At 38.8% G+C, this 17,304-nt stretch carries 14 protein-coding genes and 1 other RNA gene; 8 read left to right on the top strand and 7 right to left on the bottom strand.

Features of this window, described 5'->3' with window-relative positions; all coding sequences use genetic code 11:
* Positions 1 to 22 precede the first annotated feature (22 nt).
* Both JEP40_RS00985 and amtB read left to right on the top strand, forming a co-directional pair.
* Positions 23 to 361 carry a P-II family nitrogen regulator gene (locus JEP40_RS00985; protein WP_072069375.1) on the top strand — a complete coding sequence of 113 codons (339 nt, stop codon included), beginning with the start codon at positions 23 to 25 and terminating at the stop codon, positions 359 to 361.
* Positions 362 to 373: 12 nt separating this feature from the next.
* Positions 374 to 1,666 carry an ammonium transporter AmtB gene (gene amtB / locus JEP40_RS00980; RefSeq protein WP_198622059.1) on the top strand — a complete coding sequence of 431 codons (1,293 nt, stop codon included), beginning with the start codon at positions 374 to 376 and terminating at the stop codon, positions 1,664 to 1,666.
* Positions 1,667 to 1,710: 44 nt separating this feature from the next.
* On the opposite strand, the gene tesB is transcribed toward amtB, so the two are convergent.
* Positions 1,711 to 2,586, bottom strand: a complete 876-nt coding sequence (gene tesB, locus JEP40_RS00975; RefSeq protein WP_198622058.1) for an acyl-CoA thioesterase II — start codon at positions 2,584 to 2,586, stop codon at positions 1,711 to 1,713.
* Between the two features lie 320 nt (positions 2,587 to 2,906).
* Between tesB and ffs the strand changes: the two genes are divergently transcribed.
* An RNA gene (gene ffs / locus JEP40_RS00970) (signal recognition particle sRNA small type) lies at positions 2,907 to 3,003 on the top strand.
* Positions 3,004 to 3,361: 358 nt separating this feature from the next.
* On the opposite strand, the gene JEP40_RS00965 is transcribed toward ffs, so the two are convergent.
* The 4 genes from JEP40_RS00965 to JEP40_RS00950 form a co-directional block, all read right to left on the bottom strand.
* On the bottom strand, positions 3,362 to 3,565 hold the full coding sequence (locus tag JEP40_RS00965; RefSeq protein WP_006535062.1) for an HHA domain-containing protein: 204 nt from the start codon (positions 3,563 to 3,565) through the stop codon (positions 3,362 to 3,364).
* A gap of 46 nt (positions 3,566 to 3,611) precedes the next feature.
* Positions 3,612 to 3,974, bottom strand: coding sequence for an Hha toxicity modulator TomB (gene tomB / locus JEP40_RS00960; RefSeq protein WP_198622057.1), 363 nt, complete (start codon positions 3,972 to 3,974; stop codon positions 3,612 to 3,614).
* 632 nt (positions 3,975 to 4,606) lie between these two features.
* Entirely contained in the window at positions 4,607 to 7,756 is a 3,150-nt protein-coding gene (locus JEP40_RS00955) for an efflux RND transporter permease subunit (protein ID WP_198622056.1), read from the bottom strand.
* A 14-nt stretch (positions 7,757 to 7,770) separates the two neighbouring features.
* On the bottom strand, positions 7,771 to 8,964 hold the full coding sequence (locus tag JEP40_RS00950) for an efflux RND transporter periplasmic adaptor subunit (RefSeq protein WP_198622055.1): 1,194 nt from the start codon (positions 8,962 to 8,964) through the stop codon (positions 7,771 to 7,773).
* 124 nt (positions 8,965 to 9,088) lie between these two features.
* On the opposite strand from JEP40_RS00950, the gene acrR reads away from it, so the two are divergent.
* From acrR to mscK, 3 genes are all read left to right on the top strand, one after another.
* On the top strand, positions 9,089 to 9,733 hold the full coding sequence (gene acrR, locus JEP40_RS00945; protein WP_198622054.1) for a multidrug efflux transporter transcriptional repressor AcrR: 645 nt from the start codon (positions 9,089 to 9,091) through the stop codon (positions 9,731 to 9,733).
* 28 nt (positions 9,734 to 9,761) lie between these two features.
* A complete protein-coding gene (locus JEP40_RS00940; protein WP_072069368.1) occupies positions 9,762 to 10,115 on the top strand; it encodes a DsrE/DsrF/TusD sulfur relay family protein in 354 nt (117 codons plus the stop codon).
* A 126-nt stretch (positions 10,116 to 10,241) separates the two neighbouring features.
* On the top strand, positions 10,242 to 13,664 hold the full coding sequence (gene mscK / locus JEP40_RS00935) for a mechanosensitive channel MscK (protein ID WP_198622053.1): 3,423 nt from the start codon (positions 10,242 to 10,244) through the stop codon (positions 13,662 to 13,664).
* On the opposite strand, the gene rsmS is transcribed toward mscK, so the two are convergent.
* Positions 13,661 to 13,828: a pleiotropic regulatory protein RsmS gene (gene rsmS / locus JEP40_RS00930; RefSeq protein WP_198622052.1), complete on the bottom strand. Its 168-nt coding sequence runs from the start codon at positions 13,826 to 13,828 to the stop codon at positions 13,661 to 13,663. The two genes, mscK and rsmS, sit on opposite strands and share 4 nt — an antisense overlap.
* A gap of 11 nt (positions 13,829 to 13,839) precedes the next feature.
* The gene (gene priC / locus JEP40_RS00925) at positions 13,840 to 14,382 is read right to left on the bottom strand and encodes a primosomal replication protein PriC (protein WP_198622051.1); all 543 of its coding nucleotides are present in this window, start codon (positions 14,380 to 14,382) and stop codon (positions 13,840 to 13,842) included.
* A gap of 137 nt (positions 14,383 to 14,519) precedes the next feature.
* On the opposite strand from priC, the gene apt reads away from it, so the two are divergent.
* Together apt and dnaX are read left to right on the top strand one after the other, a co-directional pair.
* Positions 14,520 to 15,071, top strand: a complete 552-nt coding sequence (gene apt / locus JEP40_RS00920; RefSeq protein ID WP_036932856.1) for an adenine phosphoribosyltransferase — start codon at positions 14,520 to 14,522, stop codon at positions 15,069 to 15,071.
* A 251-nt stretch (positions 15,072 to 15,322) separates the two neighbouring features.
* Complete coding sequence (gene dnaX / locus JEP40_RS00915) at positions 15,323 to 17,296, top strand: DNA polymerase III subunit gamma/tau (RefSeq protein ID WP_198622050.1); 1,974 nt, start codon at positions 15,323 to 15,325, stop codon at positions 17,294 to 17,296.
* The last annotated feature ends 8 nt before the right edge of the window (positions 17,297 to 17,304 follow it).

Below are 17,304 nucleotides of genomic sequence, written 5' to 3'. Positions count from 1 at the left end.
TTCTCTCATCGACGAGGTTTATATGAAATATATCATCGCCATAATTAAGCCATTTAAATTAGAAGAGGTCAGAGAGTTACTTTCTGAGTTGGGTATAAAAGGGATGACAATCAGTGAAGTAAAGGGATATGGGCGACAAAAAGGGCATGCTGAGCTTTATAGAGGGGCCGAATACGAAGTCAATTTTCTTCCTAAGGTGAAAATAGAACTCGCCATCAGCGATGAGCAACTTGAGCCCGTTATGCAAACGATTATGCAAGCGACAGATACGGGCAAGGTGGGTGATGGCAAAATTTTTGTTTTGGAATTATTACAAGCCGTTCGTATTCGTACGGGTGAGTTTGGTGATGAGGCTCTTTAAAGGAGAATTTCGATGAAAAGCTTACTTTCTTTATTATTAATGTTAGTGCTTACAAACTTTTCTTTATCAGCATTTGCCTCTGAAGTTTCGGTTATCGATAAAGCCGATAATGGTTTTATGTTGATTTGCACTGCATTGGTCTTTTTTATGACTATTCCTGGTATTGCCCTGTTTTATGGGGGGTTATTGAGAAGTAAAAATGTACTCTCGTTGATAACTCAAGTAATGATGATCTTTAGTGTCGTGGTCATTCTTTGGATAACTTTTGGCTATAGCTTAGCTTTTACTGCAGGTAATAAAGTGTGGGGTGGGTGGTCACTTACTTTTTTGAGTAATGTTTCTCTGGAGTCTGTTTCAGGTTCAATTAATCAATATGTACACATTGCCTTTCAAGGCTCCTTTGCAGTGATAACGATTGCATTAATTGTTGGAGCTCTGGGTGAGCGTGTCCGTTTTTCTGCGTTGGTTATTTTTACGGTTATTTGGTTTACGTTTTCTTATATTCCGATTGCTCACATGGTATGGGGAGAAGGTGGCTGGTTAATTGATGATGGCGCACTTGATTTTGCAGGCGGAACAGTGGTTCATATCAATGCGGCTGTTGCTGCTCTTGTTGGCGCTTACTTACTCGGTAAGCGACGTGATTACGAATATACTGCCCTTAAACCTCATAATTTACCGATGGTATTTATTGGAACGGCCGCGCTTTATATTGGTTGGTTTGGTTTCAATGCAGGTTCTGCAGGAAGTGCAAACGCAATTGCAGCCTTAGCATTTTTGAATACGGTGATTGCAACTGCGGGGGCAGTGCTTTCTTGGACTTTATCTGAATGGCTAGTTAGAGGAAAGCCATCAATGTTAGGCAGTTGCTCTGGTTGTATTGCTGGATTGGTGGCGATTACGCCAGCCGCGGGCACTGTTGGTATTATGGGCGCATTATTTATTGGTATAACAGGTGGAATTATCGGGCTTTGGGGTGTTGTTATTTTAAAACGTTGGCTAAAAGCGGATGATGTTTGTGATGTTTTCGGTATTCATGGAACTTGTGGCATTGCAGGATGTTTATTAACAGGTGTATTTACGGCTTCATTTTTAGGGGGCGTGGGCTATAACGACGGTATGACATTAAGCAAGCAAGTTTTAATACAGTTAATGAGTGTCGTTATTACGGTGATTTGGTCAGGTGTTGTGGCTTATCTTAGTTTTAAAATTGCAGATAAGCTGGTGGGATTACGAGTTTCTGAAGAAGAAGAGCATGATGGATTAGATTTAACGTCTCATGGTGAACGTGCTTATCAGCAGTAATAGTCTATTCCCCCTCTTTTTGAGGGGGGAATATGCTTATTTGATTATTTTGTATGTTTAGGGTGTTTTTGACGAATAACCCCCTCTTGAACGGATGAGGCAACTAATTGGCCATTCGTGTTAAAGAATTTACCTCTAACAAATCCTCTTCCTCCTGATGCGGATGGGCTTTCAATTACATACAGTAACCAATCATCAATGCGGAATGGACGGTGGAACCACATTGAATGGTCGATTGTCGCTACTTGAAGGCTTGGATCCATAAATCCTAAACCATAAGGCTGGAGAGCTGTGGGTAAGAAGTCAAAATCAGAAACATAGCCCAACATATATTGATGTAAAAAAGGATCTGATGGCATTTCACCACGACTACGATACCAAACATAGCGTTCAGCGGGTGCCTTAGAATAGCCAAAAGGGTTAAAGTATTGCACTGGGCGTGCTTCAAAAGGGGTTTCTCGTAATGCTAAAGATTTAATCGGCTCTGGTAATTTAGGCGCCAATTTTTTCAAAATATCATCTTGCGAGATAAGTTCATTGGGAAAAGGGACATCAGGCATTGTGTCTTGATGCTCAAAACCTTCCTCAAATTCTTGAAAAGAAACCGTCATATAGAAAATAGGTTTACCTTGTTGGATAGCGCTGACTCTGCGTGTGCTAAATGAACCCCCATCACGAATAAATTCTACATCATAAACAATGGGTTTATGGTTATCACCAGGGCGTAAAAAATAGCTGTGAAAGGAATTAATATAGCGGTTATCTGCAATAGTTTGTTTTGCTGCATACAGCGCCTGTCCTACAACCTGACCACCAAAAACTTGTGGTAATCCTAAATCTTCGCTTTGCCCTCTAAATAGACCTTCTTCTATTTTTTCAAGTGCCATTAAATTGATGAGATTTTTCAATGCTTGACTCATAGTGTACCTGTACCATTATATCGGGTTATTTTTATAAAATGATTATATACAATCCTAAGAATATAAAAAAACAATCTCCTTTTTATCTTCGGTAGCAATCTAATGATAAATGAACATAGTCAATGAGATTATTGTTTATTAGCTTATTGAATACGATCTTATGGGTTTATGAGAGGCGAAAAGAGCGCTAAAGGTAGATGAATAAGAGATAAGCCTTAATTTGGGTAATTAATCATCACTTAAGCTCACTGTCCTTGCTATTTTTGTGAGTTTAAAACATAATGCGTGACGTCTTAGCAATAAGACAATCTATGGGGTCTTGTTGGTTCTCCCGCAACGCTAACTTGTTAACTCGGTCAGGTCCGGAAGGAAGCAGCCATGGCAGGTGTCGCGTGTGCCGGGATGTCGCTGGCAAGGCCCCACCCAATTTTAGTCCTCTTAAATTTATATCTTCCGATTTTTTTCCGCTAATAACGCGTTTTGTGTGTTATTTCCCCCCATTTTTGAATATCAATATTACGTATATAGAAATAATAAATTCAATGTATGGATTCATTATTAGAAAATGAATGATGATATTTATAATATGAAAGTGGGGATTTTGGGTAAAATAATGCAGTCATGCCGTAATAAGTTAACGGCATGATGGTGTGTAATCATTCTACTGATAAGAAAACGTGAATAAAAACGATATCTAAATTAAGAATTAATAACCCTACTACTATAAAAAATAAAAATAGCAAAAATAAAACTAAGGTAATTAAATAGAACTAAATTATCTTACAAATTTCCAAACAGATGCTGGAATTTTGTCATAGAGTTTATTCATAGTGAGCTCAGCTAAACGATGATCAGCTGCTGAATAAAATAGCTCCAGCTCATCATCAGAGAGTTCGTATTTGTTTTTTTCAATTACTCGCTCTAATGTTTCGATTGAAGTACATTTTCTTAAACGCATTAGATAATCTGTCTTTGTCATGTTGTCTTTTCTCTATTATTTGGAATAAAACTAAAGGTAGTTAAATTTACTTAATATGACTTTTTGGATTTTTGTCTATAAGGGTTAAAAGCGAATGATTTAACTCTTTCCAATTATTGATATCTGAGTAAGAAATTGATGCATTACCAAATAAACGATATGTTTCTTCAAGGTACTCTTCTATAAGAGTGTTAATTACTTGTTTATCTGGGTGTTTAATCTTAAATTTCCAACTAAAGTCCATAATGTGTTCAATTAAGACATTAAGGTCAACGCTTTTTGTGCTACTCAGATCATTGTGCCAAACGGTGTTGCCTTTATCTAACGAGCCTAAAGCTTGCTGTAATAGCTCTTCACATAAAAACGACAATTCAGCTAAATCTACTTTTTCTGGTGAATATTCGTCCATAACTTATCGTGACTGAATTAATAGAAAATATTTATTAATAATGGTAAATACGTAGAGTTAGGCATTATTAATGAGACACATCACATAATTCATTAATGGATTAATAAAAAACACAAACTTGAGATTGGGCATTTATATTTACCCGTATGCTAAAAGAGTTTAATAATTATATTTATTATTTCTAACAAAGTAATAGCATATCGAAAGGCGATATCAAATACTCATTGCATACAAGGGAGTTTAAAAAACACACAATAAAATGTTTCTTTGCTTAATATAGCACTATTATCGCATAAGTCACTATCTGAACAACAGAATTTTGTCTATTTTCGTAAAAATTAATATATTCCAACCAAGATGATGATTTTTTAACATCATGATTATCTTTGTTTTTATTGTAGTTTGCATGTTTAAGCGTGTAAATAAGGTCTATTTATCGTTGTTATTTATAAATAACAGTACTGTTTGATTTTGACAAAAAGTCATATATAAGAAAAAAAATAAAATGAGTTTATTGATTAAAGAGATATTTCTTAAAAATAATATACTGGGATAAGTTTTCATTTTAAACGATATATCAATAGATAAAGAAAAAGGCCGCTTACGCGACCTTTTTTGTATTCACAGACAAATTAGTGTGAATTATTTGGATGCTCTAAATCTTCGTTTTTCTTCGCAAATCGTCTACGGATCACGACGAAGAAAATAGGAACGAAGTAGATAGCGAGGGAGGTTGCGGCAATCATACCACCGAATACACCTGTACCTACTGAGTTCTGTGCACCAGAACCTGCACCATTACTTAATACTAGAGGAATAACCCCTAACATAAAGGCCAGAGAGGTCATTAGAATTGGACGTAGACGCATTCTAACAGAGTCTAACGTTGCTTCTATGAGTCCTTTACCTTCTTTTTCCATCAAGTCTTTGGCGAATTCAACAATCAAGATTGCGTTTTTCGCCGATAACCCAATGGTTGTTAAGAGCCCAACCTTAAAGTAAACGTCGTTCTCAAGGCCTCGGAATGTGGTGAATAACAGTGCTCCAATAACACCCAGAGGAACCACAAGCATAACGGAGAACGGTACTGACCAGCTTTCATAAAGGGCAGCAAGGCAGAGGAATACAACTATCAAGGAAATGGTATACAGCGCAGGCGCTTGGTTACCAGATAAACGTTCTTGATATGACATTCCTGTCCATTCATAACCAATACCACTTGGTAATTTACTTGCAAGGTCTTCCATCATTAGCATTGCATCACCACTACTTTGACCCGGTGTTGCACTACCTTGAATTTGGACTGCAGGTAAACCGTTATAACGCTCTAAACGTGGAGAGCCATATAACCAAGGATCTTTACTTGTATCAATGAACGATGAGAATGGAACCATCTGACCGACATTGTTACGAACATAAAGATTGCCAATATCTTGTGGCAACATACGGAATTGTGATTCAGCTTGAACATAAACTTTCTTAACACGGCCACGGTCGATAAAGTCGTTTACGTAACTACCACCAAACATGGTACCTAATGTTGAATAGATATCACTGATTGCAACACCTTGAGCCTGCGCTTTTTCTAGATCGATATATAGACGATACTGTGACGTATCTTCCTGACCATTAGGACGCACACCCATTAACATTTGAGGTTGTTGTGCTGCCATTCCGAGTAATTGATTTCGTGCTTCCATGAGTTTTTCGTGACCGAGGTTCGCTTTATCGACTAACTCGAATTCGAAACCACCCGCAGAGCCTAATTCAACAATTGCTGGAATATTAAATGAGTAAACAAAGGCTTCTTTAATTTGGGATAACGCCATATTGGCGCGCCCTACAATTGCCGGAACCTTGTCTTTATCTGCTTTACGTTCATCCCAATCATTCAATACAACGAAGACTAGACCCATATTTTGGCCTTGACCACCGAAGCCGAAGCCACTGACGGTAAAGACGGATTTAACGAGTTCTTTTTCATCGGTATTAAAGTAGTCATTTACTCTTTCTAATACGTCTTGAGTCTGTTCTTGTGTGGAGCCCGCAGGTAACTGAACCATTGTCAGTAATACCCCTTGGTCTTCCTCAGGTAAGAACGATGCAGGTAGGCGAATAAACATTAATGCCATGCCCGCGACTAATAAAACGTAAATTAATAAGTAACGACCAGTACCACGAAGAGTACGGGATACGCTGTCAGTATAGTGATGGCTACTTTTTTCAAAGGTACGGTTAAACCAACCAAAGAAGCCCGTTTGTACACCATGACTGCCTTTTGGTACAGGTTTTAACATCGTTGCACAAAGTGCAGGTGTTAAAATCAATGCAACGAAAACAGACAGAACCATTGCTGATACGATGGTGATAGAGAACTGGCGATAAATTGCACCCGTTGAACCACCAAAGAATGCCATTGGAATAAATACCGCAGAAAGCACAAGGGCGATACCCACCAGCGCACTTTGGATTTGTCCCATAGATTTACGTGTTGCTTCTTTAGGCGATAAACCTTCTTCTTGCATAACACGTTCGACGTTTTCTACCACAACAATGGCGTCATCCACCAGAAGCCCGATGGCAAGCACCATTGCGAACATCGTCAAGGTATTTATCGAATAACCAAACGCCGAGAGTATGGCGAAAGTACCTAACAATACAACAGGTACTGCAATTGTTGGAATTAACGTAGCTCGGAAGTTCTGTAAGAACAGATACATAACTACGAATACCAACATGATGGCTTCAACAAGCGTTTTTACCACTTCAAAAATAGAGATCTTAACGAATGGCGTTGTATCATAAGGATAAACGACCTCTAATCCCGCAGGGAAGAACGGTTCCATTTCAGCTAATGCAGCACGTACAGCAGTTGCGGTATCTAATGCGTTAGCACCCGTCGCTAGCTTAATACCAATACCTGAAGCGGGTAGGCCATTAAAGCGAGCAATAGTACTGTAGCTTTCAGCACCCATTTCAACTACACCGAGATCTTTTAGCTTAACCTGTGAACCGTCTGTGTTGACTTTCATCAGGATGTCGCCAAATTGCTCTGCGGTATTAAGTCGAGTTTGAGCAATAATAGATACGTTTAAACGCTGACCAGGAACAGGAGGCGTGCCCCCTAATTGACCTGCTGCCACTTGGTTGTTTTGTGCTCTAATCGCACCAATAACATCAAGTGTTGTCATGTTGTATTTCACCAGTTTATCTGGATCTAACCAAACGCGCATTGCGTATTGGGTACCAAATAACTGGGTTTCACCCACGCCGGTTACACGACTTAATGGGTCTTTGATTGTTGCACCCACATAGTCTGCGATATCATCTTGTGACATTGAACCGTCATTTGAGATGAAACCTGCAACCATCAAGAATGAACTTGAGGATTTATCAACACTAATCCCTTGTTGTTGCACTTCCTGAGGTAATAACGGCATAGCAAGTTGCAATTTATTTTGCACCTGTACTTGCGCGATATCAGGATCAGTACCTGCTTCAAAGGTCAGAGTGATATTCATCATACCGGCTGAGTCACTGGTCGCAGACATATACACCATGTTATCGATACCATTCATATTCTGTTCGATAACTTGGGTAACTGTATTTTGCACAGTGGTGGCATCAGCACCAGGATAAACCGCAGAGATAGAAATCGCTGGCGGTGCAATCGTTGGATACTGGGCAACAGGCAGTTTGATGAGTGCCAGAAGACCTGCGAGCATGGTAATTATCGCAATTACCCACGCAAATATCGGTCTATCTATAAAAAACTTAGGCATGGATCACCGACTCCTTATTGAGGATTCTTAGCTGGCTCAGTTTGTTCAGGTGATGGCTTTGCATCTAAATTTTCTTCTTGAGGCGTTACTGTCATTTTTGGTTTTGCTTTTTGCAATCCAGAAACGATAACGCGCTCACCAGCCTGAACACCACTATTAACGAGCCATTTATTACCAACAGCTTGTGACACATCGATGGTACGAACTTCAACAACATTGTCTTTATTAACAACCATTGCTGTTGCTTCACCACGTGCAGTACGAATAACAGCTTGCTGTGGGATCAAAATCGCATTTTGACGAATACCATTTTCTAATTTAGTACGAACAAACATACCTGGTAATAGTTCCCCAGTAGGGTTAGGTACGATAGCACGCATAGTAATTGAGCCCGTTGTTTCATCAACAGTGACATCAGAAAATTCTAAATGACCTTTCTGTGCGTAAGCTTGCCCATTAGTCAATGTTAAATGAACAACAGGTTTGCCTTGCTCTTGACGAATAACGCCACTTTCAATTTCATTTTTAAGTTTCAGATAATCTTCACTCGATTGTGTCACATTGACGTAAATCGGATCGATTTGCTGAACTGTAGTCAGTGCCACTTGCTGACCTGGAGCGACAAGTGCGCCTTCAGTCACAGTAGATTTACCTGAGCGACCTGAAATTGGTGCTGTTACTTTTGTATATTCAAGATTAATCTTTGCAGTTGTTACGGCTGCTTCTCCTGCTCTAACAGCAGCAACAGCTTGTGCATATTGAGATGTTGCAGTATCAAAATCTTGTTTACTGACATAGTTTGTACCTAGCAGAGGTTTATAACGCTCCACAGTGAGACGAGCTATTTCAGCATTAGCTTTAGCTTTCGCTAATTCAGCTTGCGCACTATTTAAAGTTGCTTCAAAAATAGCTGGGTCGATTTGGTACAAAGATGTACCCGCTTCTACATAGCTACCTTCTTTGTAATTGCGGTTTAAAATAATGCCGCCAACTTGAGGGCGAACTTCAGCAATACGGAAGGCTGATGTACGACCTGGTAAATCAGTGGTGATTGTCAGAGCTTGTGCTCCTAAAGTCACAACACCTACAGCCGGTGCAGGAGGTGGACCTCCAGCAGACTGTTTAGCTTTGTCGTCACATCCAGCAAGAACCAAGCTGCCTGATAGCACTAACAGAGCCAGAGGCAAAACCCCTCTGTTTTTTCGCATAAGAAAACCTCTATTCAAACGTTGTTTCCCGGGATAAAAATAATTAAGTTGATGATTGACTGCGATGTATAGTACAAACATACATGAATGTATGTAAATTAACTTCAGTCAAAATCGAGGATTAATGGCACGAAAAACTAAACGGCAGGCACAAGAGACAAGACAGCAGATTATTGATGCTGCACTTAGGCTGTTTACTGTGCAAGGCGTTTCTGCCACATCACTTTCAGATATTGCGGCCGCTGCAGGGGTTACCCGTGGCGCAATATATTGGCACTTTAAAAATAAAGTGGATTTATTTACTGAAGCGTGCGAACTCACCGACTTAAAAATAGAATCTTTAGAAATAGAGTATCAAACAAAATACCCAGATGATCCACTATTTGTATTAAGAGAATTGCTTATTTACATATTGACATCGATTGTCGAAGATCCTAAACATAATGCACTTTTAGAGATATATTTCCATAAATGCGAATTTGTTGGTGAAATGACACCAATTGTTGAAATTCGTAGAGAATTGTGTGCAGCAGATTACTCTAGAATAGAACAATCTTTATCTCGTTGTATTGAAAAAAAACAACTTCCATCCAACCTTAATTTAAGAAGGGCGGCCATCATGTTAAGAGCCATGATGACTGGGCTTGCCGAAAATTGGTTATTTTCACCAGAAAGTTTTTCTATCAAAGATGAAAGTCAATATTTGGTTGATAGCTTTATTGATATGATAAAGCACAGTGCAAATATGAGAATATCTGCGTCCTCTTAATTTATTATTAAACAAAAGGAAGACATTTATGAGTAAGGTCTTAGTTATTGCTAATGGTGCTGCTTATGGTAATGAGTCATTATTTAACGCACTACGTTTATCTATTACATTAAAAGAACAGCACCCAGAAACTCAATTAAATATCTTTTTAATGTCAGATGCTGTTACGGGAGCTTTAGCTCGTCAACAGCCTAAAGAAGGTTATAACTTACAACAAATGCTGGAAATTTTAACGGCGCAAAATGTTCCCGTTAAATTATGTAAAACATGTACAGATACTCGTGGTATCAGTGATTTACCATTAGTTGATGGTGCAGAGTTAGGTACATTAGTCGATTTGGCGCAATGGACGCTTGATGCGGATAAAATTCTAACATTCTGATTATCATTCTATTTTCTCAGGCGAGAAACAACTCAAGCAACTTGTTCTGTTTACACTGCCAATTGAACGTAATTGGATTATACTAATAAACAGTTTTTCAATATTAATTGAACAAGTTGCTTAACCATGCGGATACAAACTTTTTTCTCTCAATTCAATAATCGAATGACGACGATTGTCGCCGCCACTGCTATTATTTTTATTCTTTGGAGCCTCTCTATCACATCAGTTTTAGCTGCGGTTCCCAGTAATTTACCTACTCAAGAAAACATTCAAAATCAGCTGAATTTATTAAACAAACGTAGCGAGTTAAGTGCAGAAGATAAATTAACAATTGCGGATTTAGAGCAATCTCTTTTATTGCTCGACAATATTCAACAGTTAGAAAAAAAATCAGTAAATTATAATAAAACGGTAGAGCAACTACCTGAAAAACTGCGTAGTACGCAATATCAACTTAATCAATTAAAACAAAAAGTCGCCAATAAAGAAGTGGATGACTACCAAAAATCATTGGAAGCGTTACCATTAGCAACATTAGAATCACAATTAGAAAGTGTTCTACAATCCTTACAAAAATCCCAAGATGATTTGGCTAATTACAGTAATGAACTTATCGTATTACAGACACAACCTGAAAGGGCGCAATCTGTTTTATTTAATAATTCAGATAGATTGCAACAAATAAGGATATTGCTGAATAAAAGCAGTGCAGATAAAGCGCAAATGCGGCCTTCTGCTGTGCAGTTATTACAATTAGAGCAATATTACCTTCAACAACAAAATAATTTTCAAAAGCGTACATTACAGTCAAATGTGCAACTACAAAGCTTGTTACAACTTCAACGTGACTATAGTTCTGTGTATATCGACCTTTCACAGGAACGCGCACAATTGCTTCAGGAAGCCATCAGTGATAAACGCCTAGACAGCTCAGAAGAAACTGCTAAAGAAGCACAAAGCACAGAACTTGATAATCAAGCCATTAATAATGATCCATTTTATTTAGCGCAAACAGAAATCAATAAGCATCTTAGTGATAAGTTGATTGTTACAACACAAAATAATAACGAATTAAATCGCCATAGCTTAATGGTGAAAAACCGCTTAGATAGAGCTATTCAATCTGAACGAAACCTAAAAGAACAAATTGATGTATTAAAAGGAAGTTTGTTACTTTCTCGAATTTTATTTGAAGAGCAAGTTGATTTGCCTGATGGTATTTTTATTAATAATTTACCTGATAAAATCGCTGATTTGCGATTAGAGCAATTTGAAATTAATAAGCAACGTGATCAGATAATACAACCCAATATCTATATTGATCAGTTGATGCAGGAATATCTAAGCGCTCATCCTGAAGTCACCGATGCTAATGCACAAAAAGAGTTACGTAGTGCATTGGAATTACTTGTTGATGCGCGTCGGGAATTGCTTGATAAACTCAATAATCAATTAGGTAATCAAATTTCAGGTTCGATTAACCTGCAAATGGATCAGCAACAATTACGCAGTGTCGTAAGCTCACTAGAAAGTACATTAGCACAACAAATTTTCTGGGTGAGTAGTAATAAGCCTATCAATCTCAATTGGTTTTCAACGTTTCCTTCTCAGGCAGTAGCTGAATTCCAAAGTTTTAAATTGAATTGGTCAAATGAAAATCTGTTGATCGGGGCTAAGAAATCACTCCCTGTCCTTATTGCATTGATTCTGTTTGGGTTAGTACTGATTTGGCAACGTAAAAAACTTGATACGCAGTTTGAAAAACTTAATGGGGATATTAATAAGCTCAATAAAGATTCTCAGTTACATACACCACTGGCGTTAGGTATTGTTTTCTTAAAAACATTGCCTCTTTCTTGTTTTGTTTTAGCGATTGGCTATTGGTTAATAAATAGTTTTAACGTACAACAAGAGTTTATCTGGTCTTTTGCTTGGCAATTTGCGGTATTTTGGCTGATGTTTGAATGGTCTTATCGTTTAATGTCTGATAATGGCGTTGCTGTAAAACATTTTAAAATTCCGGTAGAGCGAGTTCAGCAAAATCGTAAACGTTTATTGCGCCTTTCTCTTCCTATGTTGCCGATTATTTTACTTTCTGCTTACGGTATTAATAACCCATTATCGCTGGTGGGTGATGTTATTGGGCAATTGGTTGCGATTATTTCACTATTTTGCATTAGTTTATGCGCATTGCCATTTTGCCGTGAAATGTGGCAAGAAAAAGGCAATCATGTTGTTAGAACGGTGGTGATCACCCTATTAACCTTCTCGCCTTTAATTTTAATGGGATTAGTGATTTTAGGTTATTACTATACGGCATTGCGTTTAGCAAATCGCTGGATTGATAGCTTATATCTGCTTATGTTGTGGTTTATTGCTTATCATGCCAGCTTGCGGGGATTAACTGTGGCGGCTCGAAGACTTGCTTACCGTCGAGCACTTGAGCGTCGACAAGCGATGCTAAAAGAAAAAAAAGAGAGCGAAGATAATAGTCTGGAGCCTATCCAAGAGCCACCAATGGATATGGATCAAATCAATCAGCAATCATTAAGACTGACAACAATGATTTTATTTATCATTTTTGCGTCTAGTTTCTACGGGATTTGGTCCGATTTTATTACTGTATTTACCTATTTAGACGGTATTTCACTCTGGAGCTATACATTACCCACTGAATTGGGAAGTGTTGTTAAAGCCGTCACTGTGGCGGATATCTTATTGTCTGTTTCTATTATGGCGATTTCTTGGTTTATGACGCGAAATTTACCGGGTTTATTAGAGGTATTAATTTTATCGCGCATCAAACTGCAACAAGGTGCTTCTTACGCTATTACAACTATTTTAACCTACGTCATTATAGCAATAGGTACCATTGTCTCTCTGGGAATATTAGGTGTAGCATGGGAGAAATTACAATGGTTAGCGGCGGCTTTAACGGTAGGGTTAGGGTTTGGTTTACAAGAGATATTCGCAAACTTTGTGTCTGGTTTAATCATCTTGTTTGAAAGACCAGTCAGGATTGGGGATACAGTCACTATAGGAACATATTCAGGTACAGTGAGCCGAATTCGAATTAGAGCAACGACAGTGACTGATTTTGATCGTAAAGAAGTGATTATTCCCAATAAAGCCTTTGTAACAGAACGACTTATTAACTGGACATTATCAGATACTGTCACACGCATTATTATTCAGGTGGGGGTGGCATATGGTTCGGATCTTGATAAGGTCAAAGCTATCTTAATGAAAGCCGCGAAAGAGAATGCCAGAGTGATGACTGAACCTGAGCCTGTCGTCTTATTTACTGAGTTCGGTGCTAGTACTTTAAACCATGATTTACGTTTTTATGTTAGAACATTAGGTGATAGAAGTATTGCAATTGATGAAGTGAATCGTGCAATTGATAAGCTTTGTAATGAAAACAATATTAATATTGCGTTTAACCAACTTGATGTTTATTTGCATAATAAACAAGGTGATGAAGTACAAGAGGTAAAACGTCCTCTTGATGGTTCAACACCTGAAGCCAATACTCCTTTTGCTTAATTAAAGGGCGTGTTTGTTGATTGTGTCGCCAATTTGTTTTCATAATCTTGGCGCACAATCTCAAGGGCTTCTAGTGCTGTTTGAGGATCAATATGGTGGCTTTCAAGTAAATAGATAAGATCTACAGCCAACTGAACAGATTCTGGTGCTTCTTTTAAACTCATAATTATTATCTTTAAAATTTATCTTCTTGTTTTTCAATGCTCTTTTCAATAGAGAAAAGGGCGTTTTTACAACGTGCTAGGCGATTCTCAAGTGTAGCAATCTCTTTTTGCAACTCTTGTTGTTGCATAAAACTTTGTGCTTGCGTTAATGAAAGCTCTCTATCTTGGATCATGGCGTATAATCTGCGTTCATAATCCTGATGTTGGGCAAGTTTTTGGTATAAATCGACACTTTTTTTTCGTTGAGTAAGCTGGTTCTCTTGCTTTCTTAGTGTTTGTGTCGATAATTCACGAGTTAATGCTTCTATTTGTTGTAGGATTTGTGTGGCCAGAAATTTAACCTGCTGGCTTCGTTGTGCCTCAACACAAGCGATTAACTGGGTAAAATTATCGCGGATCTGTTGCATGTAGCCGCCAAGTGAATCACTTCGGCGGTGGAACAATGCTGTGTCGAAGCAAGGTGCTGCAATTTTTTTGTTTGCAATAGGCGCCAGTGTTTCGGCAAGATTGTCTATCTGTTTTTTAAACAAGCTTAAAGGATCGGGTTTATTCATCTGGTTCTTGTTCCTGTTTTGATAAAAACATGAATTGACTTAAAGCAACAAAAAAGAGTCGTTAACTGGCTTTCTGTTGCATTTTAACGGCATATTGCATAGATTCTATCGTTTCGTTTTTTATTATGGCACTGATTATGACTGCTAACGCGCAACAACTGCAATTTATTAAAGACAGTATTGAAACCATTCCTGATTATCCAAAAGAAGGGATATTATTCCGTGATATCACTACATTATTGGATAATCCTGCTGCATATCAGGCAACCATTGATTTATTGGTAGAACACTATCAAGGTCAGGGTATCACTAAAGTCGTGGGTACCGAAGCTCGCGGTTTCCTATTTGGTGCTCCTGTTGCTTTACGCCTCGGCGTTGGTTTCGTTCCTGTTCGTAAAAAAGGTAAATTGCCTCGCGAAACGCTCAGTGAAACTTATGATTTGGAATACGGCACAGATACTTTAGAGATCCACAAAGATAGCATTACGGATAAAGACAAAGTATTAATGGTTGATGATTTACTGGCAACAGGTGGCACCATTGAAGCAACTGCACGCCTTATCCGTCGCTTGGGTGGAACCGTGACAGAAGCTGCATTTATTATCTGCTTACCTGATTTAGGCGGTATTGAACGCTTAGAAAAGCAAGGTGTTCACAGCTTTACTCTGGTTGATTTTCCAGGACATTAATTTCTTCACTGTTTAGAATGTGGTGATACACGCCATTATTTTAAACATGAGTAATAGTGCGGGTGCTTTTGTGTTATTTATAATGTGATATATAAATATCGATGGCCCGCACAATTGATTTCCCTCCTTGACACATTTCAAATATTTGACGGTTCTTTCATCAATATCTCATTTGTTTCTGACAAATCTCGCTCAATGGGGCGTCCCTGTGTTAGCATAGAGATAAATCTCGTTCAAATTTAGCGGAATCAATGAGCTATCAGGTACTTGCCCGTAAGTGGCGCCCACAAACTTTTAACGATGTTGTCGGTCAACGTCATGTGTTGACGGCTTTAGCTAATGGTCTTGATCATCAGCGACTTCATCACGCCTATCTTTTTTCTGGCACACGAGGTGTCGGAAAAACCACTATTGCCCGATTATTTGCCAAAGGGCTCAATTGTGAAACAGGCATTACGAGTAAACCTTGTGGTCAATGCGCAAATTGCCTTGAAATAGAACAAGGGCGTTTTGTCGATTTAATCGAAATCGATGCTGCATCGCGTACCAAAGTAGAAGATACCCGTGAACTGCTTGATAATGTTCAATATGCGCCAGCACGTGGACGTTTTAAGGTCTACTTGATTGACGAAGTTCACATGCTTTCACGTCACAGTTTTAATGCGCTATTAAAAACATTAGAAGAACCACCAGAGCACGTTAAGTTTCTATTGGCGACAACCGATCCACAAAAACTACCTGTCACGATTTTATCGCGTTGCTTGCAATTTCATTTGCGCGCATTAGATATTGACCAAATTGCGACGCAGCTTGAAAAAGTGCTTACTGCCGAACACATTGAAAATGATGTAAGAGCACGCCAGCTTATTGCTCGTGCCGCCGATGGTAGTATGCGAGACGCTTTAAGCTTAACAGATCAAGCTATTGCAAGTGGTGAAGGTGTTGTCACCGCAGACGTTGTAAGCCAAATGCTCGGTACTATTGATGATGCACAGCCTTTAGCACTGATTGAAGCTCTGGTAAAAGCAGATGGTCAGCAAGTGATGTCGTTGGTCAATGAAGTGGCTTCAAGAGGAACTGATTGGGAAAACTTCTTGGTTGAAACTCTTTCATTATTGCATCAAATTGCTATGCTACAATTATTGCCAAGTGAGGATAATCCCCAAGAACAATTTACCCAAGAGCGTTTACGTCTATTGGCTAAATCTGTTTCACCACAAGACTTACAACTCTATTATCAAACCTTATTAGTTGGACGAAAAGAACTAGCTTATGCGCCAGATAGACGCATGGGCGTTGAAATGACGTTATTAAGAGCGTTAGCTTTTCATCCCAAAACAGTGATTGATGAAGTTTCTTCTGCGCCATTAGCGCAAACTTTGCCTTCTACGTCATTGCCAACGAATCGAGTACCTGAACGTCATGCGCAACAATTACCTCAGACTCATTCGCCACAAAATACACGTTCTTCTTCGCCCATGGACAATGCCTCGTTAGGTAATAGCCCAGCGGCAAAACTTTTAAGAGCACGGCAGGCGATAAAGGGGACAGAACAACAAACCCCGCCAAAAAAGTCTGAACCGGCGACGCCAAATCAGGCTAAGCCGGCTGCTAGTGCATTAGAACGGCTAGCAGCCGTGAGTGAAAGACGCCAGCAAGTTACTAAGCGTCAACCTAATCCTAATGCACCTGAAAAAAAGAAAAAAGAAGCATATCAATGGCGCCCACAAAATCCTGAGTTGATGTCAACGCAAGAGGCCGTGTCTTCGCCTAAAGAAATTAAAGAAGTTCTCGAATACGAAAAAACGCCAGAGTTAGCGGCAAAAATTGCGAAAGAATCACAAGAAAGAGATGCGTGGGCTGCTGAGATTGAAAAAATGCCATTGCCTAAATTGGTGCAACAACTGGCATTAAATGCGTATAAAGAGACAGTAAGTGAAGAAAACGTGATTTTGCATTTACGAACTAGACAGAAACATTTAAATTCAGCAAATGCGTTACGCACACTCACAAATGCATTAAGTGAATTGCATGGAAAAGCAATTTCACTCACAATTATAGAAGATGATAATCCAGCGGTAAAAACGCCGTTGGAGTGGCGACAAGCCATTTATGATGAAAAATTGGCGTTATCGCGTCAATCGATTATTACGGATAAAACAATTCAAACATTACAGCAATATTTTGATGCTGAACTGGATGAAGAGAGTATCCGACCTGTTTAATCGCAACA

It is taken from the genome of Proteus vulgaris, assembly GCF_016239305.1.
GTDB classification, from domain to species: Bacteria; Pseudomonadota; Gammaproteobacteria; order Enterobacterales; family Enterobacteriaceae; genus Proteus; species Proteus vulgaris_C.
Note: the sequence above shows the minus strand (reverse complement) of the source record. Positions and strands in the feature narration are given on the sequence as shown.

Bases quoted from the DNA above. Each gene is read 5' to 3' on its own strand.
- JEP40_RS00985 (WP_072069375.1), top strand. From the start codon at position 23: ATGAAATATATCATCGCCATAATTAAGCCATTTAAATTAGAAGAGGTC.
- amtB (WP_198622059.1), top strand. From the start codon at position 374: ATGAAAAGCTTACTTTCTTTATTATTAATGTTAGTGCTTACAAACTTT.
- tesB (WP_198622058.1), bottom strand. From the start codon at position 2,586: ATGAGTCAAGCATTGAAAAATCTCATCAATTTAATGGCACTTGAAAAA.
- JEP40_RS00965 (WP_006535062.1), bottom strand. From the start codon at position 3,565: ATGACAAAGACAGATTATCTAATGCGTTTAAGAAAATGTACTTCAATC.
- tomB (WP_198622057.1), bottom strand. From the start codon at position 3,974: ATGGACGAATATTCACCAGAAAAAGTAGATTTAGCTGAATTGTCGTTT.
- JEP40_RS00955 (WP_198622056.1), bottom strand. From the start codon at position 7,756: ATGCCTAAGTTTTTTATAGATAGACCGATATTTGCGTGGGTAATTGCG.
- JEP40_RS00950 (WP_198622055.1), bottom strand. From the start codon at position 8,964: ATGCGAAAAAACAGAGGGGTTTTGCCTCTGGCTCTGTTAGTGCTATCA.
- acrR (WP_198622054.1), top strand. From the start codon at position 9,089: ATGGCACGAAAAACTAAACGGCAGGCACAAGAGACAAGACAGCAGATT.
- JEP40_RS00940 (WP_072069368.1), top strand. From the start codon at position 9,762: ATGAGTAAGGTCTTAGTTATTGCTAATGGTGCTGCTTATGGTAATGAG.
- mscK (WP_198622053.1), top strand. From the start codon at position 10,242: ATGCGGATACAAACTTTTTTCTCTCAATTCAATAATCGAATGACGACG.
- rsmS (WP_198622052.1), bottom strand. From the start codon at position 13,828: ATGAGTTTAAAAGAAGCACCAGAATCTGTTCAGTTGGCTGTAGATCTT.
- priC (WP_198622051.1), bottom strand. From the start codon at position 14,382: ATGAATAAACCCGATCCTTTAAGCTTGTTTAAAAAACAGATAGACAAT.
- apt (WP_036932856.1), top strand. From the start codon at position 14,520: ATGACTGCTAACGCGCAACAACTGCAATTTATTAAAGACAGTATTGAA.
- dnaX (WP_198622050.1), top strand. From the start codon at position 15,323: ATGAGCTATCAGGTACTTGCCCGTAAGTGGCGCCCACAAACTTTTAAC.